Raw genomic sequence first — 25,685 nt, 5'->3', positions numbered from 1 at the left:
GTTCCGACGATCAAAGGTCCGCCAGCGCCCCCGGCAGGTCGGCGTCGGCGTCGGCGTGAAGGCAGCGCAGGTCCAGGATCAGCGCGCCATCACGGATTTGGCCGCCCACGGGACGGGGCAGGGCGCACAGCAGGGCCGCCAGCCGGTCGGGTGCATCGCCGCTCCGTCCCGTCAGCCGCAACCCGGCCGACGGGATCGTGGCCGTCGGCAGCGCGCCCGACCGGCTGGCTGGCGCAGTCGCAAGGTTGCGCCTTGCGCCGACGGGCGCAAACGCGGCGACCTTCGGCGCTTGGCCTGCGCCGCTATGTCCGGCTGCGGCCGTGCCAGCATCTGCAGCACGGCCAGCCGGTTCGCCAGCCGGTCCGGATCGCGACAGAGCCGCAGCGTCGCCTGCAGCGCCGCGATGCGGATCTTGTCCAGCCGCAGGGCTTGCTTCAGCGGGTTCCTGTTGATCTGAGCAATCAGGTCGCGGTGGCCAACGATGAATCCCGCCTGGGGCCCGCCCAGCAGCTTGTCGCCCGAAAAGGTGGCAAGGTCACCGCCCTCTGCCACGGTGGGCTCGCGGCGCAGGCCCCAGCGTGACAGATCGACCACCGTCCCAACACCGAGGTTGTTCAGCGGCACGACGCCCGCGTCAGGCGCCGCCGGGGACAGTTGCGGGGCTGGGCCGAGGAGCCATCGATCCGGTAGTTCGACCTGGTGGACCTTGAGGATCAGGCCCGTCCGGTCCAACAGCGCATCCTGGTAAATCGCGCAGGTGGGTGCGATTCTTCGTCTCCACCTCGACCAGCTTCGTTCCTGTGCGGACCATGATGTCTGGCATCCGCAGGAATATCTGCGCCATGATCCGGGTGTCGTGCTTGGCCTCGCCCGGCGGCGACGCGCCCGGCCAGTGCCATTGCAGCCAATGGCCCGACCTGACCAGGGCGCCCTCTTCCTCGGCGAAGCAGGTCGTTGGCAACTCCAGCACCTCGGTCTGGATGGCCGACGGATCCACGTCATCGTGGATGCCGTTATTCTGCCAGACGTGCGAGGCTTCAGAGGACAGCGGGTCCATCACCCCCAGCATCTTCAGCTTGGACAGTGACCGCGTGATCCTTTCCCGGTTGGCAGTCGACAGCATCTGATTGAAGCCCTGGAAGAAGTAGAGGTTCACCCGGCCGTGGTCCATCAGCTCGAACATGCGCAGGGTGTCATAGGCGGGGACATCCAGGTTGGGCAGGCAATCATAGGCGCAGTTGTTCCCGACCGTGGCGGCGTCGCCCCCCATGGCCTTCATGAAGCTAACCATGAACTTGGGATAGCTCTGCCGATAGCTGGTCTGGCCCGGCCACAGCGGCGTGAAGGTCCGCATCGACAGGTAGGTCTGCCAGTCGACTCCTTCTCCGTCGGGATGTTCAGGTATTCGGGATCAGGTTCGACATCAGTCCCACATCGGTCAGGCCCTGAATGTTGGAGTGGCCGCGCAACGCGTTCATCCCGCCGCCGGGCATCTCGAACTTGCCCGGGATCAGCTGCAGCATCGCCATGCCGCGGATGTTCTGGGCACGCCTGGAATGCTGGGGCCAGCCAAGCGCGTACATCGATGTCATCACCTTGTCCGGCGCGCTGCATTCGCCGATCATCTCGCAGATGGTCAGGAACTTGTCGCGCGAGGTGCCGGTGACGTTTCTCGACGAATTCGGGCGTGTAGACATCGATATGCTGGCGCAGCAACTGCCGGACGCAACGGGGTCCTGCAGCGTCGGGTCGGTCAGCGCATAGCCGTCGCCGCCGATCTGGTAGTCCCAGCTGGACTTGTCGAAACGTCCGGCGCACGAGCCAAGTCAAGATCCGGCGGCTTGCGCCAGGGGCAGGGCCCGCGCTAGAAGGGCCGCGCAAGCCGGTGCGCCGGGTGCGCTCGGGCCGGAGGGCGCGCCGCATGTCGGGGGCTTGATCACGGTGCGAGGCCCGGCCCGCCGTTTCGCCCAAGTCCGACCACGATTAACCAAGGTGCCCCTGATGACCCCGCGTCTTTTTGCCCCGCTGCTTGCGGCCTGCCTGACCCTGTCGGGCGCGGCCGCCGCCCAGGACACGCTCTATTTCTCGGCCATTCCCGACGAGGACGAGACCCGGCTGGCCGAACGCTTCGGTGCCGTGGCCGAGTACCTGTCCGAGGAGCTGGACGTCCCGGTCGAATTCGTGGCGGTCAAGTCCTATCCCGCCGCCGTCACGGCCTTCCGCAACGACCAGGTCCAGCTGGCCTGGTTCGGCGGACTGTCGGGTGTCCAGGCTCGGCTATTGGTTCCGGGCGCCCGCGCCATCGCGCAAGGTGACGAGGATACCAAGTTCGTCAGCTATTTCATCGCCCATGAAGACACCGGCCTCACGCGATCCGAGAAGTTTCCCGAGGAAGCCCGCGGCATGTCCTTCACCTTCGGGGCCAAGACCTCCACCTCGGGCCGGCTGATGCCGGAATACGCGATCCGCCAGAACACCGGCGAGGCGCCGGACGAGTTCTTCGGCCGCGTCGGATTCTCGGGCGATCACAGCCAGACGCTCCGGCTGGTCGCGTCGGGCGCCTGGCAGGTCGGCGCGCTGAACTTTGCGGTCTATGACCAGGCCGTCGCCGACGGCGCGCCAGAGGTCGAGACCGCCAAGATCATCTGGCAGACGCCGCCTTATCCCGACTACAACTGGACGATCCGCGGCGACGTGGACGAGCGCTGGGGCGAGGGTTTTGCCGACAAGGTCCAGGCGGCGCTGGTCGGGATGGACGATCCCGAGCTGCTGGCGGCCTTCCCGCGCAATGCGTTCATCCCGGCTGATAATCAGGATTATGTCGCAATTGAGGAAGTCGGCCGAGAGCTGGACCTGCTGGAGTAACTCATGCTGTTGCTGCACGGCGCCGATCTTGGCTATGGCGGCGCGCCGGTCCTGCGCGACGTCCGGCTGAACGTCGCCCCCGGCGAACGCGTGGCGCTGCTGGGGCGCAGCGGGTCCGGCAAGTCGACGCTGTTGGCGGCGCTTCATGCGGCGGCGGTGCGGGATCTGCGCGTGGCGCTGGTCCCGCAGGACGCGGCACTGGTGCCGCAGCTGTCGGCGCTGCGCAACGTCCTGATGGGTCGGCTGGACGACCACGGGGCGTGGCGCAACCTGCGGACGCTGATCCGGCCCGCGCGGGCCGACCGTGACGCCGCGCTGTCGGACCTGTCGCGCGTGGGCTTGGCCCCCGAGGCCGATCGCGCGGTCGAGGGCCTGTCCGGCGGCCAGAAGCAGCGCGTCGCGCTGGCGCGCGCCCTGCATCGCGGCGGCGACCTGATCCTGGGGGACGAGCCGCTGTCTGCGGTCGACCCCCGGCAGGCGGATGCGCTGGCGGCAACGATCCGCGATGCCTTCCCGAGTGCCGTCCTGGCGCTGCATGATGTGGGCATTGCGCGCGCCTTCGCGACGCGGGTGGTCGGCCTGCGCCAAGGCGCGTTACTCTTCGACCTGCCGGTGGCCGACCTGGACGCCGCGCGGCTCGAGGCGCTTTATGCGCGTTGAGCTGTCGCGGACCGGCGTCGTCGCGGCCTTCCTGTTTGTCGCGGCGCTCTGCCTGCCCTTTGCGGACCTGACGACGGCGGGACATGATCCGTGGGCAACCCTGTCCCGCATGGCGGGGGGCTTCCTGTCGCCCGAATTCAATGCCATCGAGCAGATCGCCCGCGCCGTCGCCCTGACCGTCGCCTTCGCCATCGCGGGCGTTGCCATCGGCGGGCTGGCGGGGCTGTGCCTGGCGCCCTTCTATCGCCTGCGCGTGGTTCGCATCCCTGCCATCGCGCTGCGCTCGGTCCACGAGCTCTTCTGGGCGCTGATGCTGATGCAGGTCTTCGGGATCGGCGTCTGGACCGGGCTTCTGGCAATCGCTCTGCCGTATTGCGGCATCTTTGCCAAAGTCCTGTCCGAGATCCTGGACGAGGCCGACCGCCGTCCCGCCGACTGGCTGGGGCCAAGGGTCGACCCGCTGACGCGGTTCCTGTGGGCCCGGGTGCCATTGGCGCGGCCGCAGATGGTCAGCTACGCGCTCTATCGCCTGGAATGCGGGCTGAGGTCGTCGGCGGTGCTGGGATTCGTCGGACTTCCGACGCTTGGCTTCCAGTTGGACAGCTTCTTCAAGCAGGGCGAATATGGCGCGGCGGGGGCCGTCATGGCCATCTATATCGCGCTGATCGCCAGCGTCCGCGTCTGGATGCGGCCGCGACTGCTGCCGGCCTGGCTGGTTGCGGCGGGGGTGATGCTGTCGCAGGTGACGGCGCCGCCGATGGGCAGCGGCGCGCTGTGGCGGTTCCTGTCGGAGGACATCGTGCCGGCCCCGCTGCGCCAAGGGAACTTGGGGGAACTGGGACCGTGGCTGTGGGACCTGCTGCAGGGCGCGATCCTGCCGGGGCTGGCGGCGACGCTGGTCGTGGCGCAGCTGGCGCTGATCGTCGCGGGACTGGTGGCTTTCGTCGGACAGGCGCTGATCGTGCCGCGCGTGACCGGCCGCATCGGCGCGGCGGCGGGGCACCTGCTGCTGGTCGTGCTGCGGTCGTTTCCCGAATACATGCTGGCCTACCTGTTCCTGCAGGTCTGGGGACCGTCGATGCTGCCCGCGATCCTGGCCCTCGGCCTGCACAACGGCGCGATCATCGGCCACCTGCTGGGCCGGCAGGCCGAGGGCCTGACGCTGCGACCCGATGCGCCGAAGGGCCTGACCCTCTGGGGGTGGGAGATCGTGCCGAGGCTGTTCGGCAGCTTCGTCGCCCTGTGTCTCTACCGGTGGGAGATCATCATCCGCGAATCCGCGATCATGGGCATCCTGGGCATCGCGACCCTGGGATTCTACCTGGACGACGCCATCGTCGCGCTGCGCATCGACCGCGCAGTCGTCATCCTTGCCGCGACCGGGCTGATCACGGTCGGCATCGACGCGCTGTCGCGCGCCATCCGCGCGCGGCTTGGCGCGGGTTCGCTGCGGCGGACCGAGCCCCGGCCGGGGATGACTCCCGGCCGGGCTTCCGGCTGCTGACGCCCTAGTGTGCGACGCTGCCGTGCACCGGCTCGCGCACGGCGCAGGCAAAGGCCAGGAACTTGCCGTCGTCGTTCGACACCAGGTCGCCCATCGGACGCGGCGTCCAGCCAAGCCGGGTGGCCATCCGCAGGAAGGCGGGCGGTCCCAGGAACAGACAGTCCGTGGCGCCAACCCTGTGCAGGTAGTCGTTCGACACGTCGAGGATCCTTTCGGCCAGGCCGGGGATCGGCAGCGATGCGAAGCGCGTCAGTTCCCAAGCCTGGGCATCGACGGGCGGCTCCTCGTGGCAGAGGTTCGTGGGCATGCCCGGCAGCAGCCCCAGATGCGCATCGCGAATCATGTACGAGTAGACGACCTTGCCCCCCCCGAACGACCGATCCGTCCGCTTGAGGCGCGCCCCGCCAAGCGCGCGACCGTCCTGGTGGGCGATCACGTAGGCGGTGTCGAAGGTGTCGTACTGCTCGAACTCGATCCCGTCGGCGTGGTGCAGGGGCCACGCCATCCGGTCCACGAAGATCTGCTTGCGCAGCCTGAGGAAGCTGGCGACCAGATCGAAGCGCGACATGTCGCGGGGCAGGTTGATGACCTCGACCTTCAGGTCGCTTGCGGTCGTGACCGTGATTTCGTCCCTCATTGCCGCACCCCGTCCGGAAGCTTGGCAAGGCCCAGGAACTGGCGGCCGCCGGTTGTCTTGTTGGGCAGCCAGAGGCCCCACGAGGTAACCTCGACCTTCAGCACACCCTCGTCCGCATAAGCGTCGAAATAGGTGAGCATGGTCTCGACCATGTCGCGGCTGAATTCAGCCGTGGCCAGTTTCGGTTCTCTTATTCCCATCGTCGTTCTCCTGTTAAAAGGTATTAACGGGATGGGCCTCCTGCCCCCGCTTGTCGCGGAAAATCGGGTGAACCTGCCTTTTCATTATGTCCGAAAAGACATACGGTCCGGCCATGCCGTCCAGAGGGCTTTCATGCTGCACGACCTGATCCCGAACTTTGACAACGAGATTGCGCAGATGCACGCCTTGGCCCCGACCGGGTGGATCATGGGATTCAATCTGACGTTCCGGGGACCGGAACACCTGTTCAACGCCTATCCCGATGCCTGGCGCGCCATCTATGAGGAGCGCAACTACTTCTTCGGCGACCCGATCGCGATGTGGACCATGACCCATGACGGCGCAGCCCGCTGGTCCGAGGTGCGCATTCCGGACCTGCGCGGCGTCATGCAGGCAGCCCGACGGTTCAAGCTGAACCACGGGGTGGCCATCTCTCGCAAGGTGGCGGGCAAGCGGTCCTTCCTGACGCTGTCGCATCCGGATCGGGAGTTTAGCGATGACGAGATCGCAACCTGCGTCGCGCGGTTCAATCTGTGGACCGACCTTGTCCTGAACCGAGCGGCGCTGACGCCGGCCGAACTGGACGTGCTGCGCTGCTTCCGCGATGGCCACGGTCAGCTGGAAACGGCGACGCAGTTGGGCATTGCCGAATCCACGGTCAAGCAGCGCGCCCTGAAAGCCTGCGCCAAGCTGGGGGCAAGAAGCCGGACGCAGGCCGTGGCGATCGCCGTGGCGCGAAACTATCTCTGACCTGCTGACGCGGCTTTCCTCCGTCAGCTTTGGCAGGCTCACGCTTCCGTGAACAGCCCCACCGGAACGTCCGCCCGATGCATCGGTTGAAGATTCAGATGCAGTCGATCGGAGCGCCCATGACCCCCTGCCCTGCCCATCCGAACGGCCTGTGGTGATGGGGGAGCATCGCAACCTTCACTGCGACGTCGCAGTCATCGGCGCCGGAACCGCCGGTATCGCGGTCGAACGTGCCGCCCGCAAGGCAGGCGCCCGCACTCTGTTGATCGATCCCGAGTTTCGAGGCACGCTGTGTGCCAACACGGGCTGCATGCCCTCCAAGCTGCTGATTGCGGCCGCCCATGCGGCACATGCGGTGCGTCGTGCGCCGGTCTTCGGGGTGGTTCCCGCCAGCGTCGCCATCGACGGCCCCGCCGTGATGGCCCGCGTAAGGGAGGAACGGGACCAGTTCGTCGCCTTCACGAAAGAGAGCTTCGACGACCTGCCCGAGGGCACCGCCGTCACCGGTCGCGCCCGGTTTGACGGGCCGGGGCAGCTGGTGCTGGAGGATGGCCGCAGGATTTCCGCCCGGTCCGTGGTCATCGCCACGGGATCGCTCGCCACTATCCCCCCGCCGTTCAGGGGCCTGGGTCCGCGGGTCCTGACCACCGAGACGCTGTTCGAGCTGCCCGACCTGCCCCAGCGTCTGGCCGTGATCGGCGGCGGCCCGATCGGGTTGGAGATGGCGCAGGCCATGGGTCGGCTCGGCGTCAAGGTGACGCTCTTTGACAAGGAGACGAGGCTGGCCAAGGCCCGCTGCGATGCGGTCCATGCGGCGCTGAAGGATGCCGTGTCGCGCGACCTGACGCTGAGGCTTGGCTGCGACACCTCGGCCGAGGCGGTCGAGGACGGCATCCGCATCGACTGGACCGGCGACGATCCGGGCCGGGCGGTGTTCAGCCACGTTCTTGTGGCGACGGGACGGCCGCCGAACCTGAAGCAGCTGAACCTGAAGGCCTCGAGTCTTGAGCTGGACGACCGCGGAACCCCGGTCTTCGACCGCCGGACGATGCAGTGCGGCGATGCTGCGGTCTTCATGGCCGGGGACGCCGATGCGGATGCGCCCCTGCTGCACGAGGCCTCGACCGAGGGTGCCATCGCGGGTCGGAACGCTGCGACTTATCCCGACGTTGCGCCGCAGGACCGCAACACGCCCTTCACGCTGACCTTCACCGACCCGCCTGTGGCGAGCATCGGCGCCGCCCCTGGGGATGGCACCATCTGTGGCCGGTCCGACTATGGCAACCAGGGCCGCGCCCGCACCGAAGCCAGGGCCGAGGGCGTGATGTCGGTTTACGCCGACGGTGACGGGCGGCTGACCGGCGCCGACCTCTGCTGCCCGGGGGCCGAACATCTGTCGCATCTTCTGGCCTGGACCATCGAGACCGGCGCGACCGCGCCGCAGGTCCTCGCCAGGCCCTTCTACCACCCGACCTTGGAGGAAGGGATGAAAACCGCGCTGCGCGAGATCTGCCGCAAGACCAGTCAGCCCGTCCCCGAGTCGCGCGACTCGGGGAATCTGCCAGGGGGCTGAGGGTGACCGAGGCGATCCATGACCTGGGCCACGGCTTCTGGTCGATCCGCGGCGACTTGCGGATCGGCGGGGTCCTGAACGTCGGCACCCAGGCGTCGCTGGTCAGGCTGACCTCGGGGCAGTTCGTCATGCTGGACAGCTATCCCCTGCGCGGAGAGATCCGCGACCGCGTGATGGCCCTGACCGACCAGGGACGCGCGGTGGCGGCCGTTTTGAACCTGCACCCATTCCACACCTTGCATTGCGCCGCCACGGCCCGGGACTTTCCGCAAGCCGCGCTGTTTGGGTCCTATCGTCATCGGCGCCAGCACCCGGATCTCGACTGGCGGTCCGAGCCGGTCGAAAGCCCCGAGGTGGCCGACATGTTCTCGCGCGATCTGGTCCTGACCCTGCCGCGCGGCATCGACTATGTCAGCACGAACGAGCGGGTGCATGCGGGGTCGCTGCTGGCCTGGCACCCGGCCAGCCGCAGCCTGCATGTCGACGACACGATCAACCTGATGCCGGTGCCGTCGCTTCTGCGCCGCTTCGTGCGGAAACCGCGGCTGTTCCTGCACCCCTCGCTGCCCCAGGCCCTCCAGCAGCACCCCGCCGCTCTGGCCGAATTCAGGACTTGGCTGCGGGGGCTGGCGACCGAGGCTGCCGACCTGCGCTGGCTCTGCGCCGCGCATTCGGGCGTTCGACGGTTTGCGCCGGGCCAGTTCACCACGGAACTGGCCGCGGCATTCAGTCGGATCGAGCCGAAGCTGGCCCGCGCCGAGGCCCGGAATCGGTGATCCTGGGGGCTTGCCTTGCAGTCGGCAATCCAGCAAACCGGTTCCCGAAAAGGGAGACGCCGTTGACGATTGACTGGATCGCTGCCGATTGGGGTACGACGAACCTGCGCCTCTGGGCGATGTCTGGACGAAATGCGGTCGAGGCACGCGTCCTTGACCGCGGCATGGGCGGGTTGCGGCCTGACGAATTTGCGCCGGTGCTGGCCGATGGAACCGCAGGCTGGCCCGCCGTTCCGGTCATCGCCAGCGGCATGGTCGGCGCCCGCCAAGGCTGGATCGAGGCACCCTATGTCGCGGTCCCCTGCCCCGCCATACCGCACCTGGTCCCTGTTCCCGGCGATCCCGGCGGCCGCCCGGTCCGCATCGTCGCCGGCGTCAGCCAAGCCGGTCCCGCCGACGTCATGCGCGGCGAAGAAACTCAGGTCGCGGGCCTTCTGTCCCTGTCGCCCGAGTTCGACGGCATCGTCTGCCTGCCCGGCACGCATACCAAATGGGTCCGCGTCTCGGCCGGAGAGATTTGCAATTTCAAGAGCCTGATGACGGGCGAGCTGTTTGGCTTGATTGCCGGACAGTCGGTGCTGCGCCACACGGTCGCCACCGAAGGCAGCAACCCGCAGGTATTCCTAGCGGCGGTGTCGGACGCGATGGCGCGGCCGGAACGCGGCTTCGGCGGCCTCTTTCAGCTGCGGGCCGAGGCGCTGCTGGGGGACCTCGACCCCATCGAGGCGCGTGCGCGGCTGTCAGGCACCCTCATCGGATGGGAACTTGCTGCCGCAAAGCCGTGGTGGCTGGGCTGCGACGTGACCGTCATCGGCGCCCCTTCCCTGTCCGCGCTTTATGCCGAAGCCCTGGGCGCGCAGGGCGTGCCGGCTGCAAGGATGGCGGTCGAGGACGCCACGCTGGCGGGCCTGGCCGCCGCCCATCGCCAGTTCCTGGCCACCAGCTGAAGGTTTGCCCATGTCCCGCCCCCTGATCGCCATCCTTCGCGGCCTGACGCCAGCCGAGGCACCTGACGTCGCCTCTGCCCTGATCGACGCAGGCATCACGCGGCACGAGGTGCCACTGAACTCTCCGGACCCACTGGACAGCATCCGCATTCTTGCCCGCGACTTCGGGGACCGCGCCGTCATCGGTGCCGGCACCGTCCTGACGGTCGCGGATGTCGCGGCCGTGGCCGAGGCCGGCGGTCGCATGGTGTTGTCGCCAAACTGCGCCCCCGAGGTGATCCGCGCCACGCGCGACGCCGGCATGGAGAGCTATCCCGGCGTCATGACACCGTCAGAGTGCTTCGTGGCGCTTGGTGCCGGCGCCACCGGCCTGAAGCTGTTCCCCGGAGAGCTGATCGGCCCGGCGGGGCTGCGCGCGATGCGGGCGGTCCTGCCGAAGGGTACGGAATGCTGGGCCGTCGGCGGCGTATCCGCCGAGAACATGGAGGCGTGGCGCAAGGCGGGCGCAGTCGGCTTTGGCATCGGCTCGGCGCTTTATGCACCCGGCGACAGTGCCGAGATCGTCGCCGCCAAGGCCGCCCGCATGGTCGCGGCCTGGGACGCCGTCGCGTGACACCAGAATGGCAGGCCGACGGCGGCTGCCATTGCATCGACTCGGCATAGCGATCAGACCTCGACCTCGATCTTGCCCAAGGGGTTGGAACAGCAGGCCAGGATCCATCCTTCTTCGATGTCCTCGTCGCTGATGCCGCCATTATGGACCATGTGAACCTCGCCTGACACCTTGCGGATCCGGCAGGTGCCGCAAAGGCCGAAGGTGCAGCCCGACGGGATGTTCAGACCTGCCCGCTTGGCGACGGCAAGGACGGTGTCGGTTTCGGTGCAGGCGGCAGTCACGCCGCTTTCGGTGAAGATCACTTGGGCGCGGGCATCATCGTCCGGAGCGACGTTGTCCAGCACCGGGGCTTCGGCTTCCGTCGCGATCGGGGCGCCGAAGCTTTCCTGGTGATAATGTTCCATGTCGTAGCCCATAGAGATCAGCATTTCTCGGACGGCATGCATGAACGGCTCGGGACCGCAGCAGAAGATCTCGCGTTCCAGATAGTCATGCGCCATCAGGCCTAGCATCAGGCTGTTCAGGCGACCCTGATAGCCGTGCCAGACGCGATAGGGTTCGGGTTCCTCGACCGTCAGGCGCAACTGCAGGCCGGGCGCGCGGACGGCGTAATGTTCCAGAAGGTCGCGGAAGATGATCTCGGACGGGCGCCGGGCGGCGTGGACGAAGACAATGTCGGTTTCCTGCGCTTGGTCCCACGCCCAGGTCGTCATCGACATCATCGGCGTGATCCCCGACCCGGCCGAGATGAACAGGTACTTCTTCGCCTGGTGGCGGTGGAAGCTGAAGATCCCCGCCGGGCCATAGGCCTTGATGCGCATGCCCGGCTGCAGGTGGTCCAGCATCCAGCGAGTCCCGATCGAGGTCGACTGCGCCTTGACGGTCACCGTGATCGACAGCGGCCGCGAGGGGGATGAGCTGATCGTGTAGGTCCGCTGGATGTTGCCGCCCGGGACCGGCAAGTCCAGTGTGATGAATTGCCCCGGCTGATAGTCGAACCAGGCGCCAGAAGGTGCGCGGAAGGTGAAGGTCGCCGTGTCGCGAGTTTCGGGGACGATCATGACGCATTCCAGCGGCTCGTCGTCGGACCACGGCTCGGCGGCCCAGTTCAGGCGGGGTTTCTTCATCGGTCTCTTACTCGGCCGCTTGCTGCATGTTCAGGCGCGAGGCCATCAGCCCGCAATACCAGTCGATCAGGTGGATGACGCCGGCTTCCTGGCGCGGCGAATAGGGGCCGGGCTCGTAGGCGGGCGACAGGATGCCGCGCTGGTTCTCCTCGACGACCTGGCGGTCCTCGTCGTTGGTGTTCAGCCAGACGCGGGTCAGGGTCTCCAGGTCGTAGTCCTGCCCCTCGACCGCGTCCTTGTGGACCAGCCAGTGCGTGGTGACCTGCGTCTCGGTCGGGCTGATCGGCAGGATGCGGAAGACGATGGCATGATCCGGCAGGAAATGGTTCCAGCTGGACGGGAAGTGATAGAACATCAGGCTGCCGGCGTCGTTCCAGGGCATCGTGCCCATGCGGCGCGACACGGCCACCTTGCCCGACATGGTGAAGCTTTCCTGCGCATCCATCAGCGGCACGCGGGCCATGCGCCACTGCATGTCGGGGGCGTTCACGAAGCGGGCGGGCAGGTCGGCGGCATCGCAGCGCGCCCAGTGCTCCAGGATCTCGGGACTGGCGGCGTTCGGACCCTCCATCACCGTCATCAGCGGATCGTCCGAATAGGTCCGGCAGAGCGAGGGATGAGAGCCGCCGCAGTGATAGCACTCGCGGTTATTCTCCATCACCAGCTTCCAGTTGCCCTTTTCCACGATGGTCGAGGTGAAGGCGACCTTGGCATCGGCCAGGGCCGAGGGGGCGACATAGCGGGTCAAGTTCGCGGCCAGGTCGTTGATGGCCGGAGGCACCTTGGCCAAGCAGATGAAGATCATCCCGCCCAGGTCGATGCAGTGAACGGGCTTGAGGCTGTATTTCGACGGGTCGAAGGTCTCGCCCATGTCGCGTGCGAACAGCAGCTTGCCGTCGAGGTCGTAGGTCCACTGGTGATACGGGCAGACCAGCTTGGGGTTCGTGCCGTTCGACTTGGCGCACAGGCGCTGGCCGCGATGACGGCAGACGTTGTGGAAGGCGCGGATGCGTTTGTCGGTGCCGCGCGTCACGATGACGGGATAGTCGCCGACCTGCAGCGTCACGTAGCTGCCGGTCTTGGGCAGTTCGCAGGACGGGCCGACGAACAGCCACTCGCGGTACCAGATCTGTTCCAGATCGTCGCGATAGGCCTGCTCTCCGCAGTACAGGTCGCGGGGCAACGAATGATCGGGCTTGCGGGCTGCGATCAACTCTGCGGTGGAGGGGGTTTGGTGCGAGACATGTGTCATGGCGGTCGCTTTGGCTTGCGTGGCAGGGGCTTCGGGACTGAAATTAGCGACGCAGGCGCGTCATCTTGGCAGATTTGCGACACTCGGACGGCGGAAACAGACATGCTTGCATGAAAGCTGTTCCCTTAGGCGGAAAGTAGCGTTTCCCCAACAGCAAAAGAGATGGGAAACGCGGTTCCCGCAACGCCCCTTCGCCCGTAGAAACAGTTTTTCGGATTTAGTGGAAAACCCTTCCATTCATCTCTTGGCACCGACTTTGGTCTGAGTTAGGCCTGATGATGGCGCGACCCGCGCCCTGAAGGAGGATTCGAATGGACCGCAGCATCACGAACCGTCACGGGCTGGAGGTCGCCTCTGACTTCGCCCTCTTCGTTGAAGATCAGGTGCTTGCGGGAACCGGCGTCGCGGCGGAGCGGTTCTGGAGCGGTTATGCCGACCTCGTGGACCAGTTCGCCAATGAAAACCGCGCCCTGCTGGAGAGGCGCGCCCAGCTTCAGTCGCAGATCGATGCGTGGCACAAGGCGCGGGGCAATCAGGCGTGGGATGGCGCGGCCTATCGCGCCTTCCTGACCGAGATCGGCTATCTGGTTCCCGAGCCTGCACCGTTCAGGATCGACAACGGCGACGTCGACCCCGAGATCGCCGCGACAGCCGGCCCGCAGCTGGTCGTGCCGGTCAGCAACGCCCGGTTCGCGCTGAACGCGGCCAACGCCCGCTGGGGATCGCTTTACGACGCAATGTACGGGTCCGACGTGGTGGGGCCGGTGCCGACCGGCGGCTTCGATTCGGTGCGGCGCGATGCCGTTGTGGCCCGCGCGACCGAGTTCCTGGACCAGACCTTTCCGCTGCTGGCGGGCAGTCATGGCGGTGTTGCCGAATATGCGGCCGACGCCGAAGGACTGGTCGCGACCATCGCAGGCCAGCCGGTGCGCCTGGCCAAGCCCGACGGCTTCGTCGGTACCCGCAGCGACGGTGCCGCGACCGCCTATGTGCTGCGCCACCACGGCCTGCATGTCGAGCTGCTGATCGACCGCGACCACCCCATCGGCGCGGCATCCGCCAGCGGCCTGCGCGACGTCGTGCTCGAGGCGGCGCTGACCGCCATCCAGGATTGCGAGGACAGCGTGGCGGCCGTCGATGCGGCGGACAAGATCGCGGTCTATCGCAACTGGCTGGGGCTGATGAAGGGCGACCTTGCGGAAAGCTTCGACAAGGGCGGCCGGACGATGACCCGGCGTCTGGCGGACGACCGGCGGATCAAGCGGCCCGATGGCAGCACGCTGACCTTGCCGGGGCGGGCGCTGCTGCTGGTGCGCAATGTCGGCCACCTGATGACCACGGATGTCGTTCGCAGAAACGGCCAGCCGACGCCCGAAGGCCTGATGGACGCGATGGTCACGGTCGCCGCTGCCCTCCACGATCTGAACCGGACAGCGGGGCTGGGCAACAGCCGCGCGGGCGCGATCTATGTCGTCAAGCCGAAGATGCACGGGCCTGACGAAGCAGCCTTCGCCGACCGCGTCTTCACCCATGTGGAACGCGTGCTGGGCCTTGCGCCCAACACCGTCAAGCTGGGCCTGATGGACGAGGAGCGCCGCACCAGCGCCAATCTGGCCGCCTGCATCCACGCGCTCCGCCACCGGATCGTGTTCATCAACACCGGATTCCTTGACCGCACCGGGGACGAGATCCACACCTCGATGCAGGCAGGTCCCTTCGTCGGCCGGGCGGGCATGAAGGGGGCGACGTGGCTCAGGGCCTACGAGGATCGCAACGTCCTGATCGGGCTGGCCGCCGGAATGCGGGGCCGCGCACAGATCGGCAAGGGCATGTGGGCCAAGCCCGACGCCATGGCCGAGATGCTGGAGGCGAAGATCGCGCATCCGCAGGCGGGTGCCTCGACGGCGTGGGTCCCCTCGCCCACGGCGGCGGTGCTGCATGCGCTGCATTACCACCAGGTCGACGTGGCCGCCCGACAGGCCGAACTGGAAGGACAGCCCCGGCCCGACCTGGATCTGCTGCTGACGCCGGCACTGGCCGATGGCCCGATGCCGCAGGATGAGGTCCTGCGCGAACTGGACAACAGCGCGCAGGGGATCCTCGGCTATGTGGTGCGGTGGGTCGACCAGGGGATCGGCTGTTCCAAGGTGCCGGACATCGACGATGTCCAGCTGATGGAAGACCGCGCCACTTGCCGGATCAGCGCACAGTATCTGGCCAACTGGCTGGAACACGGCGTCGTCAGTCGCGACCAGGTCGAGGACGCCCTGCGCCGTATGGCGGTCAAGGTCGACGGCCAGAACGCCGGCGACCCGGCCTATCGCCCCATGGCGCCGCGATTCGACGGTCCGGCCTTCCTTGCCGCGCGCGACCTTGTTCTGTCAGGCGCAGCGCAGCCTTCCGGCTATACCGAGCCTCTGCTGCATGCGCGAAGGGCAGAGGCCAAGGCACTGTCACAAGACTGAAACCCAGCGGAACGGCAGCGGTTGTCATGCCGCTGCCGCACGCTAAGGTGCGGCTGACCAAATGGAAGGGATGCACCTGAATGTCGGGAAAGAACATCGCCGTGGCCGGAATCGGTTATGTCGGCCTGTCGAACGCGGTTCTGCTGGCGGCACGCAACAGGGTGCGTGCGCTCGACGTGGACGAGGAACGTGTGGCGATGCTGAACAACCGTCGCTGCCCCATCGTCGACGACGAGATGGCCCGGCACCTGGCCACGCAAACGCTGGACCTGACGGCCACCACCGACCCGGCCACGGCCTATGACGATGCCGAGTTCGTGATCGTCGCGACACCTACGAATTACGACCCGGTCACGAACCGCTTCGACACCTCCAGCGTCGAGGCCGTCATCCGCGACGTGATGCGGCTGGCGCCGCAGGCGACGATCGTCGTCAAGTCGACGGTGCCGGTCGGCTTCGTCAAGGACGTCTCGGCGCGTCTTGGCACCGAACAGGTGATCTTCAGCCCGGAATTCCTGCGTGAAGGCCGCGCCCTGCACGACAACCTGCACCCGTCCCGCATCGTCGTGGGCGAGGACAGCCCCCGCGGCCGCGCCTTCGCCGGCCTGCTGGCAGAGGCTGCGCTGGACGACAACGTGCCCGTCCTGCTGACCGGCCCGACCGAGGCCGAGGCGATCAAGCTGTTCGCCAATACCTACCTTGCCCTGCGCGTCGCCTATTTCAACGAACTGGACAGCTATGCCCTGACGCATGGCCTCGACAGCCGGCAGATCATCGACGGCGTAGGCCTCGATCCGCGGATCGGGACGCACTACAACAATCCGTCCTTCGGCTATGGCGGCTATTGCCTTCCCAAGGACAGCAAGCAGCTGCTGGCGAACTATAGCAACGTGCCACAGAACCTGATCGCCGCCGTGGTCGAGGCGAACCGCACCCGCAAGGACGTGATCGCGGACCACATCCTGTCGCACCAGCCCAAGGTGGTCGGCATCTATCGGCTGGTCATGAAGTCCGGCTCGGACAACTTCCGGCAAAGCGCGGTGCAGGGCATCATGAAGCGGCTGAAGGCCAAGGGCGTCGAGATCATCATCTATGAACCTGCGATGACCGACAGACAGTTCTTCGGCTCCGACGTGCTCACCGACCTTGGCGAATTCAAGCGCAGGGCGCAGATCGTCGTGGCGAACCGCCTGACCCCCGACCTTCAGGACGTGGCGTCGCGGGTCTACACGCGCGACCTATTCGGCGCCGACTGAGGCGTCCTAGAGCATCGATTTCAGCTTCGACTGAATCTTGCGGCGACGATAGCGCGACCTGACCTGCTGGGTTTCCAGCGATGTGGGGCAGATCTGCATGTCGTCGCCGCGGCCAGCTATCCTGAAGACCCGCGAGGCCGCCGCGATGGCACTGTCGGCGGCGGTCACTGCCGCCACCGTGATCTCGATCTTGCTGATGTCGTTGGCGTCCAGGTCGTCGAAGCTGCTGTGCCTCGCGCGCTCCACGAGGTTGAGGACGCTGCCGATATCAACGGAGTCCCCTGACTTCAGCGGGCCCTGCAGCGTCGCTTCCCGCGGGGTCTTGTGCTGTTCGCGCGCGATCTCGGTCCGGTCGGCGACCGATGACATGCGCTCGCCCTGTTCGGTCCAGACCGTGAGCATGATTTCCAGCACATAGATCGGCTCGAATCCCAGGTTGCTGACCAGGATGCGTCCCGACATGTCGCGCGCGCCGCCCAGATGGATCAGGATTTCGGTCCGGCGCTGACGTCGCAGGCCGGAGACGATGATGTGCAGGTAGATCATCCAGACCAGCGCCGTCACCGCGGACATCGCCGCCTGAACAAGGCCGCTATTCGATTCGATCCAGTCCCACATGTCTCAGCTTCCATCCTTGCGTGCGGCAGGGAACACCTGCGATGCGGTGATGTTCCATGACCGATGCGACAGCGTGAACCCATCCGCCCCCATCGGCGTTCGCTGTCAGATCGGAGGTCAGCCATGGCATCACGCGCCGTCTGGAAGGGGCAGCTGCGCCTGTCCCTTGTCGCCATCCCCGTCGAGCTGCACGCCGCCACCAGTTCAGGCGCGCGGATCTCGTTCCGGCAGATCCACGGGCCATCGGGAAAACCCGTCCGCTACGAGAAGTCGGTCTCCGGCGTCGGTCCGGTGAAAAGCGACGACATCATGAAGGGATACGAGGTCGGCGATGGCGACTACCTGCTGCTGGACCCCGACGAGATCGCCTCGATCAAGCTCGAGACCAAGAAGACGCTGGAGCTGGTGCAGTTCGTGGACCAGTGCGAGATCCCGCCGCTGTATTACGAAAAGCCCTATTACGTCGTCCCCACGGATGAGCTGGCCGAGGACGCCTATCGCGTCGTTCGCGACGCCCTGCGGGCCGAGGGCAAGACCGCGCTTGGCCAGTTGACGATGCGCGGGCGCGAATACCTGTGCGCCATCCGCCCCTGCGGCGACGGCCTTTTGCTGGAAACGCTGCGTTACGAGGACGAGGTGCGCAAGGCGGACCCGCTCTTTTCCTCGATCGAGGACCAGACCAGCGACGAGGACCTGCTGGAGGTCGCGACCCAGCTGATCCGCCGCAAGAGCGCGCCGTTCAAGGCAGACGCCTTCCGCGACAATTATGACAAGGCGCTGCGCGATCTGATCGAAGCCAAGCGCAAGAACCGCAAGACGCCGCGCGCGAAGACCGGCGACAAGGCCGAGAGCCGTCCACAGGGGGAAAATGTCGTCGACTTGATGTCGGCCCTGAAGGAAAGCCTGAAGAAGGATGGCGGCAAGTCTGCCAAGGCACCCGCGCGGGCGACGAAGCCGCGCGCCAAGCCCAAGCCGAAGTCGGCGTGACATGAGCCTCGACCGTTATCGCGCCCGCCGCGACTTTGCGGCCACGCCCGAGCCGGTGGACGAGGGGCAACCGTCAGGCCTTGGCCTGCGCTATTCGATCCAGAACCACGACGCGACGCGGCTGCACTGGGACCTGAGGCTGGAATGGCAGGGCGTGCTGCTCAGCTGGGCGATCACGCGGGGGCCGTCGCTGGACCCGGCCGATAAGCGGCTGGCCGTGCGGACCGAGGATCACCCGCTCTCCTACCTGCGTTTCGAGGGGCGAATCCCCGAGGGTCAATACGGCGCGGGCACGGTCATGCTGTGGGATCTGGGCTGGTGGCAGCCGCTGGAGCCGGCAGGGCGGGGGCTGTCCAAAGGCCATCTGCGATTTCGCCTGCATGGCCGGCGGATGACCGGCGACTGGAACCTGGTCCGCATGCAGGGCCGCAAGTCGGGCGACGCCAAGCGCGAGAACTGGCTGCTGATCAAGTCCGACGACGATGCCGCGCACCGCGCCGACCCGGTCGAGACGTATCGCAGCAGCATCGCCACTGGGCGCAACTTTGCCGCCATTGCCGCCGACAAGCCCACCGTCCAAGGCGACCGCAGCGGCAAACGTCCCCGCCCGGTTCCCGTGCAGCTGGCCACGCTGACGGACGATCTGGCCGACAACGGCAGCCATTGGCACGAACTGAAGCTGGACGGCTATCGCGCGCAGGTGGCCCTTGGCAAGGGCGGCACGCGGGTCTGGACGCGCAACGGACATGACTGGACCGACCGCTTTGCCGGTATCGTGCCGGCTTTCGACGACATCGACTGCAACTCGGCGCTGCTGGACGGAGAGATCGTGGCCGGCGCGGGCCTGCAGGGCTTCGGCGCGCTGCAGAACGCCATCGGCGCCGGCGGACCCTTCGGCTTCGTCGCGTTCGACCTGCTGCAGCTTGACGGAACCGACCTGCGCAAGCGGCCGCTGACCGACCGCCGTCGCGCGCTCGAGACGCTGTTCGCCCCCCTGCCGCCGATGGGCGCGCTGGACCTGTCGCCGGTGATCGACGCCGAGCCCGACGAGGCCTTCGCCCTGGTCTGCGAAGCGGGCGGCGAAGGCGTGATCGCCAAGCGCCGCGACGCGCCCTATCGCGGCGGGCGGGGGCGCGACTGGCTGAAGATCAAGTGCCGCCGACGGGCCGAATTCGTGATCGTCGGCTGGCAGGCCAGCTCCAGCCGCGCGCGGCCCTTCGCCTCGCTTGCGGTGGCGGCGCGAAAGGGCGGAACGCTGGCCTACATGGGCAAGGTCGGGACCGGCTACGATCAGGACGCGATGACCGATCTGGCGGCCCGGATGGCCCCGTTGAAGCGCACGAAGCCGCCGGTCGAGGCGCCGAGGTCCGGGACGCGCGGTGTCACCTGGATCGAACCGCAACTGGTGGCCGAAGTCGACTATGCCGAGACGACCGGAGAAGGCCGGCTGCGCCACGCGGTCTTCCTGGGCCTGCGCGACGACAAGCCCGCCGATCACGTCCAGGTGGAGGAGCCCATGACCAGCAGCGACCGTGAGGACATCGCCGGCATTGCGCTGAGCAGCGGCGACAGGGTTGTCTTTCCCGATGCGAAGGTGACGAAGGCGGACCTGGCCCGCTATTACCGCGACATCGCGCCGCTGATGCTGCCGGAGATTGCGGACCGCCCGATGTCGCTTGTGCGCCTGCCCGATGGGCTGGACGGGCCACGGTTCTTCCAGAAGCACCCCGGCAAGGGCTTTCCCGATGCGCTGAAGACGACCGAAATCGCCGAAAGCGACGGCGACCCCCACCCCTATGCCTATGGAACGGATGCTGCCGGGCTTGTGGCCGCGGTGCAGATGGGGACGGTCGAATTTCACATCTGGGGCGCCCGCCGCGACAAGCTGGACCGGCCCGACCGGCTGGTCTTCGACCTGGACCCTGACGAGGACCTGGGGTTTGCCGTCACCCGCCGCGGCGCCATGGACCTGCGGGACCGGCTGGCCGATCTGGGGCTGGACTGCTGGGCGATGCTGTCGGGCGGAAAGGGCGTCCACCTGGTCGTGCCGCTGCGGCGCAGCGTGGGCTGGGAAGCCGTCAAGCTGTTCGCCCGCGGCGTCGCGACACTGGCCGCGCAGTCTGAACCCGACCGATTCACCGCCGAGATGTCCAAGGCCCGCCGCAAGGACCGGATCTTCATCGACTGGCTGAGAAACGAGCGCGGCTCGACCTCGGTCGCGCCGTTTTCGGTCCGTGCCCGCCCCGGTGCGCCCGTCGCCTGCCCCGTCACCTGGGACGAGCTGTCGCGCCTGCGTCGTCCCGCCCCCTTCAGCCTGCGCGACGCCTGCAAGCGGGGCTGGGCCGGGGTCACGCCGCCACCGGCGCAGGGGCTGACGCAGAAGGTCATCGCCGCGCTGGACCGCGCCCTGAAAGACGCCTGAGAAACGAGGAGGCCACGATGCCCAACGATCACGCTTATATCGAAACGCTGGAGGCGCGGGTTGACGCGCACCGCCGCCTGCTGGCCAAGCTGGTCGCGGCGCTTGACCCCGCCGCCCGTACGCCGCTGATCGACTGGCTGAGCCAGCGCGAGACCATGCGCGACGGCCAAGAGGACCCCGGCGCCGTCCCCGTCGAGGAAAACGGTCCCGGCATCGCCATGGCCGAGGAATTCCTGATGATCCGCCGCCTTGTCGCCGACCGCCTGCACGAGATGGGCGACTAGCGCCGCGCCGCCAGCTGGGCCTGCAGCCGGTCGGGGTCGATCAGGGCGTCCAGGTCTACGCCCGCCCCGATCCGCGCCAGCAGCAGGTAGAGTCCGCCGAACTTGCGGTGCAGGAACAGGATCTTGGGCGGCGGCATCTCGGCCCGCTGGCGGCTGCGGGCGATCTGCATCGCCTTTTCCGCGACGCGCTGCGGAATGTCGATCGAGGCGACGTCGCAGACGCCGCTCCGGCGCCGCGGCTGAAAGGCCATATCCATCACCTGCAGCAGCGCTTGGTGATCTGCATCCGTGTCGTCGCGGAGATAGCCGATGTCGATGGTCGCCCGCGGGATCGCGGCCCCATCATCCGCCAGCGCCGCCCGCAGCAGCGCCAGTTAGCGCAGTGCGACGGCGTCCGAGAAGCCGCGCGACGCGCCGGAATCCAGCAGAACGATGCGCCCGCTGTCAGGCTGCCAGCGGAAGGATGGGTCTGCATCAGGTTGAGGGCGAACAGCTCGTCCATGACAAGCCGCACCCGATCGGTGCCGACGCCGTCACCAGCGCCTGCGGCGCGTCCACGAGCGTCTCGATAGGGCGACTGTCGATGAAGTCCATCGCCAGCGTGTCGCGTGTGCAGAACTGGTCGTCTGGGGCGGGCAGCCGGGAGTCAGGCCTGTCCACCAGAAGCTGGCCGAAGCGGCGCATCTGCGCGGCCTCTTGCGTATAATCCGCTTCGGCATGCAACTGCTGGCGAGCCTCGGCCATCAGGGCGGGCAGGTCGATCCCCTGCGGGACGGCGCCCGGTACGCGAAACAAAAGGCGCAGGTTAGCGATGTCGCTGTCGGTGCTGGCCCTGACGCCCGGATATTGGCCCTTGGTCGCCAGATCGCGTCCGTCACTGGTCTGCGCTTGGTGCACCTGCCCAATCGAGGCGGCCGCGATGGGGCGACCCTGGAACCGGCTGAATTGCCGCGGCCAGCCGTCGCCCCAGGCCGAGTCAAGCACCCGCTGCAACTGCTTGGGCGGCATCGGGTCGGCATCGGCATACAGCCGGGCCAGGATCTGCGCCCGCTCTGCGGCAGGAAATCGCCGGCGTCCATCGAAATCAGGTGTCCCAGCTTCATCGCGGCCCCCGCATCTGCGCCAGTTGCTTCAGTTGCTTCAGTTGCTTCAGTTGCGCCGTCAGTCGCGCCGCGTTGGCCGACGTCAGCAGCAGGTCCTGCGCTCGCGGCCGCTGTCCGCTGACGATCTGCCGCGCCCCTGCGCCAGCGCCCGCCCGCCGATCCCCGAGGTCAGCCCGCCGATCCACAGCATCCGCCCCTCACGCGGGCGGTGGTCATCGGCCATCGCCTCAGCCCGCCAGCAGGTGCGCGGCCATGGCGCGGCCGCTGGCCCCGTCATCCTCGGTCGTGTGATCAAGGGTCCAGTCGCCGCCCACCGACGGACCTGCGGCATCGTGGGCCAGGAACGGCTGGTCCAGGGGCCGGTCAGTGCGCGCATAAAGCCAGCGGTGCGCCTCCTTGTGGCGGAGGTGGTGCGGTTCCGCGCCAAGCGCCTGCAGCAGCGGCGCGACCTGTCGGCTAGTCCGTCGAAGGGCAGGGCGATGTTCGCCATGCTCCAGTCCGGGTCGACCTGCACGACCCATGTCGTCAGCGGCGGCCCGCCGCGGCCGGCCTCGCGCCGTCCTGCGCAACTCAGGCCAAAGGCCCCTGCCCGTCCCGCGTCACGAAGGGGGCGTGGCGCGGAGGTGTCCAGTCCGACCATCACGGTGACGTTGGCCTGATTATGCACCTGCGCAAGCGGCGCGGCAAAGGCATTGTTCGCGCCCGGCAGATCCCGGGCCTGCGGGGCGGGAATTGCGACGATCAACCGCGCCGCCAGGTGATCCCCGACATCGATCCGCAGCCGCCAGCCGCCCCCGTCCGGCACGAGGTTCGTCACCCGCGCGCCCTGCACCACATCGAGGTCACGCGACAGCGCGCGCGGCAGCTGCGACATCGACGGTGCACCGATCGGCGCGCCCGCAGTCTCGTCCCACTCCGCCATCTGGCCCTCGCCGCGCAGATCCCCCAGCGGGGTCCGGAAATCGGGGTGGCGGGGCTGCAGGTGTCGCGCCGTGATCGAAGCGCAGACCGCCGTCGGTCCAGCGCGCCGCCAGCCGCCCGCCGACGCCGCGCCGCTTGTCGAACAACCGCACGCGAAGCTCTGCCGCCTGCAGGTCATGCGCACAGGTGATCCCGGTGATGCCCGCGCCGATGATCGCGACGTCCAGCCTGTCCTCCATGCCTGCCCCGCTCAGGGTCATGCCGACATGTGGTCAGCTTGACGCGGGCTGCGCAAAGCCGGCCGTTCGTCCCTGGGTTCAGGCGGTGCAGATCTGCGCGATGCGGGCCAGGATCGCCTCGGCCTGCCCGTCCAGCGCCGCCGCCTGGCGCGGCCGGTCCGCCCAGGCATCCAGCGGCCCCTGGCGGTCGGTGGGATTCATCATCGTGGTGCCAAGCGCGATGCCTTCCCAAGGGACGCGGACCTCGCCCTCGGTCAGGGTGAACAGGTCAGGGTCGGTCAGGAACACCGATGCGCAGCAATCATGAACCAGCATCCCGTCATAACCGGATCGCTTGTAGAACCCGACATAGCCCTGGGACAGGTCGGCAACCAGTTGCATGTCGGGACCGCCCTCTTGCGCCAGCCGGGCCAGCATCGGCCGCGTCATGAAGGTCCGCGTCGTCAGGTCCAGCGGGATCGCGGTGACGCGCCAGTCGGCGCCGAACACGATGTCGGCGGCCAGCGGATCGCCCCAGATATTAGCCTCGGCCGCCGGCGTGATGTTGCCAGGGACGCGAAAGGCCCCACCCATGATCACCACGTCGCGCACCAGGTCCGCGATGTCCGGCGCGATCTGCAGCGCGCGGGCAAGGTTCGTCATCCGGCCCACGGCCAGCACGCGAATCTGGCCCGGATGCGCGCGAATCGTATCGACAAGGAACTGGCTGGCCGTTTCGGGCTCGTCCGTCGGCTGGTCGGGCACGGGATGATCGCCAAGGCCGTTGCGGCCGTGGATATGGACGGGGAAGTCGTCCTGCGGCATGTCCGGCGTCAGCGCCGCAGCCGCACCGGGATGGACGGGGACCGGCTGGCCCCAGGATCGCAGCAGGAAGCGCGCATTCCGCGTCGTCAGGGTGACGGGGGCATTGCCGAAGACGGTGGTGACACCCAGCAGGTCGATCTCCGGGTGCCGCAGCAGGTAGAGCAGCGCCAGCGCGTCGTCCACGCCCGGATCGGTGTCGAAGATGACCTTTTGCTTGCCCATATGCCACCCTGCTTTCGTTCCCCAAGCGACTCCGTCGCCTTGACTGCGAGGCGTCATAGCGCGTCTGCCCGTCGGCGTCACCTGCCCCAGCCGGAACAGACCCAGGTGTTGTCGCAGCTGCGGGCACGTTGGCGGCCGAAATGCTCCGCCCGGTCAGGTTCGACCTGTTTTGCCACCGATTGCCCGCCGCGGCTGGCAGCCTGTGGATTTCAACGTTCAAGACATTGCCGCCCGCCAATTCGGCGCAGTCGTGCCGGAGCATTCTCGCCGCCGATCAATCCGGACGGCCGTGCAGCGCAGCCGCCCTCTAGGGTGGTTGTCGCAGCTTGAAGTGTTTTTCACCGCCCTTGCCCGCTGACTGGCGCAATCTCGCGGCAACTGACGAAGGAACTAAAGCGCGGCCAGCAGGGCGGCGGTGTCCGGCATCCGGGCCAGGCTGGCGTCGATGCGGTCCCGCCAGCGCGGGCCACGGGCGCGGGCGTCGTCCAGCGCCTCGGCTAGGTCGTCCGGGCGGTCCTGGGACAGGGCCTCGATCAGGTAGGCGGCCTGCGCACGATCCTTGGCCGACTTCATCCGATCCTCGGCCCGGCGACGGTCGGCCACGATCAGCTTGTGGACCGCGTAGCGCTCGGGGCGCGGGACCTGGACCAAGACGCCGCTGCGATAGGGGATCGCGGCGGGAATCGGATCGGCGATCAGGTAGTTCAGATGGTGCAGCGCCTGCGCCTGAACGCCAAGCGCCGGCAGGTCGCGCAGGCCCTCTTCTCCGAAAGAGGGGGTCAGGAACTCGACCAGCGCATTGCCGGCCGTCTGCCGCCATCGCCACGTCCGTCCCGGTTGCAGACTGGGGGCGGGGGCAAAGTCGAAATCTGCCAAGACCTGCTGGACCGGCGGCGCGGCGGCGTCCTCCAGCGCCAGCGACAGCCGTTCAAAGCTGGCGATATCCAGGTCGTCGGTCTGGGCTGTCTGCTCCAGCGACAGGCGCAGGTTCAGTTCACCCTCGTAGAGGCGAAAGGCGTGGGTGCCGACCACCGTTCCGCCAAGGCGGAAGACGCCGGACGCCGCCAGCGCCGCCATCAGGCTGCCGCTGGTCGGGTCGAGGCCCAGGAACCCCTCGGCCCGCAACAGGCGGACAAGCCGCGCCCGGTCGCGCCGGCGCTGCTCGGCCGGGGCGCGGTCGTCGCGCAGGGCGTGCATGCGGCTGGCAAGGTCCGGGCTGTCCTCGCCCAGATAATGCTTGCGAACCTCGGTTCCGACGCGGAAGCTGTCGTACCAGTAGCCGCGGCCATTGCGGCGCACCAGCGTCGGCGTGCCTCGCAGGTCGCGTAGCCCCTCGTCCCGCAGGGACCGCAGCAGGTCGTGGTAGGCGGCGTGGGCAAGGGCGGAATGGCGTGTCGGCATGGTCATGTTCAACAGTCAGGTCAACTGTTGAATATGGCCATGTTCAACAAATCGC

General features: G+C 67.6%; 27 protein-coding genes and 1 pseudogene. 13 read left to right on the top strand and 15 right to left on the bottom strand.

Annotated elements, in window-relative coordinates; all coding sequences use genetic code 11:
* Positions 1 to 10: 10 nt before the first annotated feature.
* The 4 genes and pseudogenes from OC159_RS09610 to OC159_RS09595 form a co-directional block, all read right to left on the bottom strand.
* Positions 11 to 181 (bottom strand): hypothetical protein, encoded by a 171-nt coding sequence (locus OC159_RS09610; RefSeq protein WP_265500929.1) that lies wholly within the window; start codon positions 179 to 181, stop codon positions 11 to 13.
* On the bottom strand, positions 172 to 714 hold the full coding sequence (locus OC159_RS09605; protein WP_265500943.1) for a PLP-dependent aminotransferase family protein: 543 nt from the start codon (positions 712 to 714) through the stop codon (positions 172 to 174). Before OC159_RS09605 ends, OC159_RS09610 begins: the two co-directional genes overlap by 10 nt.
* Positions 635 to 811: a hypothetical protein gene (locus tag OC159_RS09600; RefSeq protein ID WP_265500942.1), complete on the bottom strand. Its 177-nt coding sequence runs from the start codon at positions 809 to 811 to the stop codon at positions 635 to 637. The genes OC159_RS09605 and OC159_RS09600 overlap by 80 nt, the downstream gene beginning before the upstream one ends.
* Positions 797 to 1,805 (bottom strand): annotated as a pseudogene (locus OC159_RS09595) (molybdopterin-dependent oxidoreductase); the annotation flags it as partial. The gene OC159_RS09600 and the pseudogene OC159_RS09595, both read right to left, overlap by 15 nt.
* 196 nt (positions 1,806 to 2,001) lie before the next feature.
* Between OC159_RS09595 and OC159_RS09590 the strand changes: the two are divergent.
* From OC159_RS09590 to OC159_RS09580, 3 genes are read left to right on the top strand one after another with little or no spacing between them, the layout of a single operon-like run.
* Entirely contained in the window at positions 2,002 to 2,865 is an 864-nt protein-coding gene (locus OC159_RS09590) for a putative selenate ABC transporter substrate-binding protein (protein WP_265500928.1), read from the top strand.
* A gap of 3 nt (positions 2,866 to 2,868) precedes the next feature.
* Positions 2,869 to 3,525: an ATP-binding cassette domain-containing protein gene (locus OC159_RS09585; RefSeq protein ID WP_265500927.1), complete on the top strand. Its 657-nt coding sequence runs from the start codon at positions 2,869 to 2,871 to the stop codon at positions 3,523 to 3,525.
* The gene (locus OC159_RS09580) at positions 3,515 to 5,029 is read left to right on the top strand and encodes a PhnE/PtxC family ABC transporter permease (RefSeq protein ID WP_265500926.1); all 1,515 of its coding nucleotides are present in this window, start codon (positions 3,515 to 3,517) and stop codon (positions 5,027 to 5,029) included. The genes OC159_RS09585 and OC159_RS09580 overlap by 11 nt, the downstream gene beginning before the upstream one ends.
* 4 nt (positions 5,030 to 5,033) lie before the next feature.
* Here the strand turns inward: OC159_RS09580 and OC159_RS09575 are convergent, their stop codons facing one another.
* Both OC159_RS09575 and OC159_RS09570 read right to left on the bottom strand, forming a co-directional pair.
* Entirely contained in the window at positions 5,034 to 5,666 is a 633-nt protein-coding gene (locus OC159_RS09575) for an acyl-homoserine-lactone synthase (RefSeq protein ID WP_265500925.1), read from the bottom strand.
* Positions 5,663 to 5,866 (bottom strand): hypothetical protein, encoded by a 204-nt coding sequence (locus tag OC159_RS09570; RefSeq protein ID WP_265500924.1) that lies wholly within the window; start codon positions 5,864 to 5,866, stop codon positions 5,663 to 5,665. Before OC159_RS09570 ends, OC159_RS09575 begins: the two co-directional genes overlap by 4 nt.
* Positions 5,867 to 5,999: 133 nt before the next feature.
* On the opposite strand from OC159_RS09570, the gene OC159_RS09565 reads away from it, so the two are divergent.
* The 5 genes from OC159_RS09565 to OC159_RS09545 all read left to right on the top strand — a co-directional run bounded on the left by OC159_RS09565 (position 6,000) and on the right by OC159_RS09545 (position 10,526).
* The gene (locus OC159_RS09565; protein WP_265500923.1) at positions 6,000 to 6,617 is read left to right on the top strand and encodes a helix-turn-helix transcriptional regulator; all 618 of its coding nucleotides are present in this window, start codon (positions 6,000 to 6,002) and stop codon (positions 6,615 to 6,617) included.
* 157 nt (positions 6,618 to 6,774) lie between these two features.
* Positions 6,775 to 8,190: a dihydrolipoyl dehydrogenase gene (locus OC159_RS09560; protein WP_265500922.1), complete on the top strand. Its 1,416-nt coding sequence runs from the start codon at positions 6,775 to 6,777 to the stop codon at positions 8,188 to 8,190.
* Between the two features lie 2 nt (positions 8,191 to 8,192).
* Complete coding sequence (locus OC159_RS09555) at positions 8,193 to 8,966, top strand: hypothetical protein (RefSeq protein WP_265500921.1); 774 nt, start codon at positions 8,193 to 8,195, stop codon at positions 8,964 to 8,966.
* Between the two features lie 62 nt (positions 8,967 to 9,028).
* Positions 9,029 to 9,913 (top strand): 2-dehydro-3-deoxygalactonokinase, encoded by an 885-nt coding sequence (locus OC159_RS09550; protein ID WP_265500920.1) that lies wholly within the window; start codon positions 9,029 to 9,031, stop codon positions 9,911 to 9,913.
* Positions 9,914 to 9,923: 10 nt separating this feature from the next.
* Positions 9,924 to 10,526, top strand: coding sequence for a 2-dehydro-3-deoxy-6-phosphogalactonate aldolase (locus tag OC159_RS09545; RefSeq protein WP_265500919.1), 603 nt, complete (start codon positions 9,924 to 9,926; stop codon positions 10,524 to 10,526).
* A 53-nt stretch (positions 10,527 to 10,579) separates the two neighbouring features.
* Here OC159_RS09545 and OC159_RS09540 read toward each other — a convergent pair whose 3' ends face one another.
* On the bottom strand, positions 10,580 to 11,656 hold the full coding sequence (locus tag OC159_RS09540; RefSeq protein WP_265500918.1) for a hybrid-cluster NAD(P)-dependent oxidoreductase: 1,077 nt from the start codon (positions 11,654 to 11,656) through the stop codon (positions 10,580 to 10,582).
* Between the two features lie 7 nt (positions 11,657 to 11,663).
* Positions 11,664 to 12,908, bottom strand: a complete 1,245-nt coding sequence (locus OC159_RS09535) for an aromatic ring-hydroxylating oxygenase subunit alpha (protein ID WP_265500917.1) — start codon at positions 12,906 to 12,908, stop codon at positions 11,664 to 11,666.
* 311 nt (positions 12,909 to 13,219) lie between these two features.
* Here OC159_RS09535 and OC159_RS09530 point away from each other — a divergent pair, with 311 nt between their 5' ends.
* Together OC159_RS09530 and OC159_RS09525 are read left to right on the top strand one after the other, a co-directional pair.
* Positions 13,220 to 15,373 carry a malate synthase G gene (locus OC159_RS09530; RefSeq protein WP_265500916.1) on the top strand — a complete coding sequence of 718 codons (2,154 nt, stop codon included), beginning with the start codon at positions 13,220 to 13,222 and terminating at the stop codon, positions 15,371 to 15,373.
* An 80-nt stretch (positions 15,374 to 15,453) separates the two neighbouring features.
* Complete coding sequence (locus OC159_RS09525) at positions 15,454 to 16,629, top strand: nucleotide sugar dehydrogenase (protein WP_265500915.1); 1,176 nt, start codon at positions 15,454 to 15,456, stop codon at positions 16,627 to 16,629.
* A 6-nt stretch (positions 16,630 to 16,635) separates the two neighbouring features.
* Here the strand turns inward: OC159_RS09525 and OC159_RS09520 are convergent, their stop codons facing one another.
* A complete protein-coding gene (locus OC159_RS09520) occupies positions 16,636 to 17,247 on the bottom strand; it encodes a hypothetical protein (protein ID WP_265500914.1) in 612 nt (203 codons plus the stop codon).
* Positions 17,248 to 17,370: 123 nt separating this feature from the next.
* Between OC159_RS09520 and ku the strand changes: the two genes are divergently transcribed.
* Genes ku through OC159_RS09505 form a run of 3 tightly spaced genes read left to right on the top strand, consistent with a single transcriptional unit; the run spans position 17,371 to position 20,940 of the window.
* Entirely contained in the window at positions 17,371 to 18,234 is an 864-nt protein-coding gene (gene ku / locus OC159_RS09515; protein ID WP_265500913.1) for a non-homologous end joining protein Ku, read from the top strand.
* Between the two features lies 1 nt (position 18,235).
* Positions 18,236 to 20,656, top strand: coding sequence for a DNA ligase D (gene ligD / locus OC159_RS09510; protein WP_265500912.1), 2,421 nt, complete (start codon positions 18,236 to 18,238; stop codon positions 20,654 to 20,656).
* Positions 20,657 to 20,673: 17 nt separating this feature from the next.
* Positions 20,674 to 20,940 carry a hypothetical protein gene (locus OC159_RS09505; RefSeq protein ID WP_265500911.1) on the top strand — a complete coding sequence of 89 codons (267 nt, stop codon included), beginning with the start codon at positions 20,674 to 20,676 and terminating at the stop codon, positions 20,938 to 20,940.
* Here OC159_RS09505 and OC159_RS09500 read toward each other — a convergent pair.
* From OC159_RS09500 to OC159_RS09475, 6 genes are all read right to left on the bottom strand, one after another.
* Positions 20,937 to 21,191, bottom strand: coding sequence for a hypothetical protein (locus tag OC159_RS09500; RefSeq protein ID WP_265500910.1), 255 nt, complete (start codon positions 21,189 to 21,191; stop codon positions 20,937 to 20,939). The genes OC159_RS09505 and OC159_RS09500 overlap by 4 nt on opposite strands.
* A 223-nt stretch (positions 21,192 to 21,414) precedes the next feature.
* The gene (locus tag OC159_RS09495) at positions 21,415 to 21,969 is read right to left on the bottom strand and encodes an AarF/UbiB family protein (protein ID WP_265500941.1); all 555 of its coding nucleotides are present in this window, start codon (positions 21,967 to 21,969) and stop codon (positions 21,415 to 21,417) included.
* 156 nt (positions 21,970 to 22,125) lie between these two features.
* On the bottom strand, positions 22,126 to 22,917 hold the full coding sequence (locus tag OC159_RS09490; protein WP_265500909.1) for an FAD-dependent oxidoreductase: 792 nt from the start codon (positions 22,915 to 22,917) through the stop codon (positions 22,126 to 22,128).
* A complete protein-coding gene (locus tag OC159_RS09485; protein WP_265500908.1) occupies positions 22,886 to 23,224 on the bottom strand; it encodes an FAD-dependent oxidoreductase in 339 nt (112 codons plus the stop codon). The genes OC159_RS09490 and OC159_RS09485 overlap by 32 nt, the downstream gene beginning before the upstream one ends.
* Before the next feature lie 57 nt (positions 23,225 to 23,281).
* Positions 23,282 to 24,229 (bottom strand): nucleoside hydrolase, encoded by a 948-nt coding sequence (locus OC159_RS09480; protein WP_265500907.1) that lies wholly within the window; start codon positions 24,227 to 24,229, stop codon positions 23,282 to 23,284.
* Between the two features lie 390 nt (positions 24,230 to 24,619).
* Positions 24,620 to 25,636: a nucleotidyltransferase family protein gene (locus tag OC159_RS09475; protein ID WP_265500906.1), complete on the bottom strand. Its 1,017-nt coding sequence runs from the start codon at positions 25,634 to 25,636 to the stop codon at positions 24,620 to 24,622.
* Between the last annotated feature and the right edge of the window lie 49 nt (positions 25,637 to 25,685).

Origin of the sequence: Paracoccus beibuensis, assembly GCF_026162625.1 — a bacterium.
In the GTDB taxonomy this organism is placed as follows: domain Bacteria; phylum Pseudomonadota; class Alphaproteobacteria; order Rhodobacterales; family Rhodobacteraceae; genus Paracoccus; species Paracoccus beibuensis.
Note: the sequence above shows the minus strand (reverse complement) of the source record. Positions and strands in the feature narration are given on the sequence as shown.

Excerpts from the sequence above, each read along its gene's own strand:
- OC159_RS09575 (WP_265500925.1), bottom strand. The coding sequence starts at position 5,666 with ATGAGGGACGAAATCACGGTCACGACCGCAAGCGACCTGAAGGTCGAG.
- OC159_RS09500 (WP_265500910.1), bottom strand. The coding sequence starts at position 21,191 with ATGGCCTTTCAGCCGCGGCGCCGGAGCGGCGTCTGCGACGTCGCCTCG.
- OC159_RS09525 (WP_265500915.1), top strand. The coding sequence starts at position 15,454 with ATGTCGGGAAAGAACATCGCCGTGGCCGGAATCGGTTATGTCGGCCTG.
- OC159_RS09530 (WP_265500916.1), top strand. The coding sequence starts at position 13,220 with ATGGACCGCAGCATCACGAACCGTCACGGGCTGGAGGTCGCCTCTGAC.
- OC159_RS09565 (WP_265500923.1), top strand. The coding sequence starts at position 6,000 with ATGCTGCACGACCTGATCCCGAACTTTGACAACGAGATTGCGCAGATG.
- OC159_RS09560 (WP_265500922.1), top strand. The coding sequence starts at position 6,775 with ATGGGGGAGCATCGCAACCTTCACTGCGACGTCGCAGTCATCGGCGCC.
- OC159_RS09590 (WP_265500928.1), top strand. The coding sequence starts at position 2,002 with ATGACCCCGCGTCTTTTTGCCCCGCTGCTTGCGGCCTGCCTGACCCTG.
- OC159_RS09545 (WP_265500919.1), top strand. The coding sequence starts at position 9,924 with ATGTCCCGCCCCCTGATCGCCATCCTTCGCGGCCTGACGCCAGCCGAG.
- OC159_RS09570 (WP_265500924.1), bottom strand. The coding sequence starts at position 5,866 with ATGGGAATAAGAGAACCGAAACTGGCCACGGCTGAATTCAGCCGCGAC.
- OC159_RS09580 (WP_265500926.1), top strand. The coding sequence starts at position 3,515 with ATGCGCGTTGAGCTGTCGCGGACCGGCGTCGTCGCGGCCTTCCTGTTT.
- ligD (WP_265500912.1), top strand. The coding sequence starts at position 18,236 with ATGAGCCTCGACCGTTATCGCGCCCGCCGCGACTTTGCGGCCACGCCC.
- OC159_RS09520 (WP_265500914.1), bottom strand. The coding sequence starts at position 17,247 with ATGTGGGACTGGATCGAATCGAATAGCGGCCTTGTTCAGGCGGCGATG.
- OC159_RS09505 (WP_265500911.1), top strand. The coding sequence starts at position 20,674 with ATGCCCAACGATCACGCTTATATCGAAACGCTGGAGGCGCGGGTTGAC.
- ku (WP_265500913.1), top strand. The coding sequence starts at position 17,371 with ATGGCATCACGCGCCGTCTGGAAGGGGCAGCTGCGCCTGTCCCTTGTC.
- OC159_RS09490 (WP_265500909.1), bottom strand. The coding sequence starts at position 22,917 with ATGTCGCAGCTGCCGCGCGCGCTGTCGCGTGACCTCGATGTGGTGCAG.
- OC159_RS09585 (WP_265500927.1), top strand. The coding sequence starts at position 2,869 with ATGCTGTTGCTGCACGGCGCCGATCTTGGCTATGGCGGCGCGCCGGTC.
- OC159_RS09535 (WP_265500917.1), bottom strand. The coding sequence starts at position 12,908 with ATGACACATGTCTCGCACCAAACCCCCTCCACCGCAGAGTTGATCGCA.
- OC159_RS09480 (WP_265500907.1), bottom strand. The coding sequence starts at position 24,229 with ATGGGCAAGCAAAAGGTCATCTTCGACACCGATCCGGGCGTGGACGAC.
- OC159_RS09540 (WP_265500918.1), bottom strand. The coding sequence starts at position 11,656 with ATGAAGAAACCCCGCCTGAACTGGGCCGCCGAGCCGTGGTCCGACGAC.
- OC159_RS09475 (WP_265500906.1), bottom strand. The coding sequence starts at position 25,636 with ATGACCATGCCGACACGCCATTCCGCCCTTGCCCACGCCGCCTACCAC.
- OC159_RS09485 (WP_265500908.1), bottom strand. The coding sequence starts at position 23,224 with ATGACCCTGAGCGGGGCAGGCATGGAGGACAGGCTGGACGTCGCGATC.
- OC159_RS09600 (WP_265500942.1), bottom strand. The coding sequence starts at position 811 with ATGGTCCGCACAGGAACGAAGCTGGTCGAGGTGGAGACGAAGAATCGC.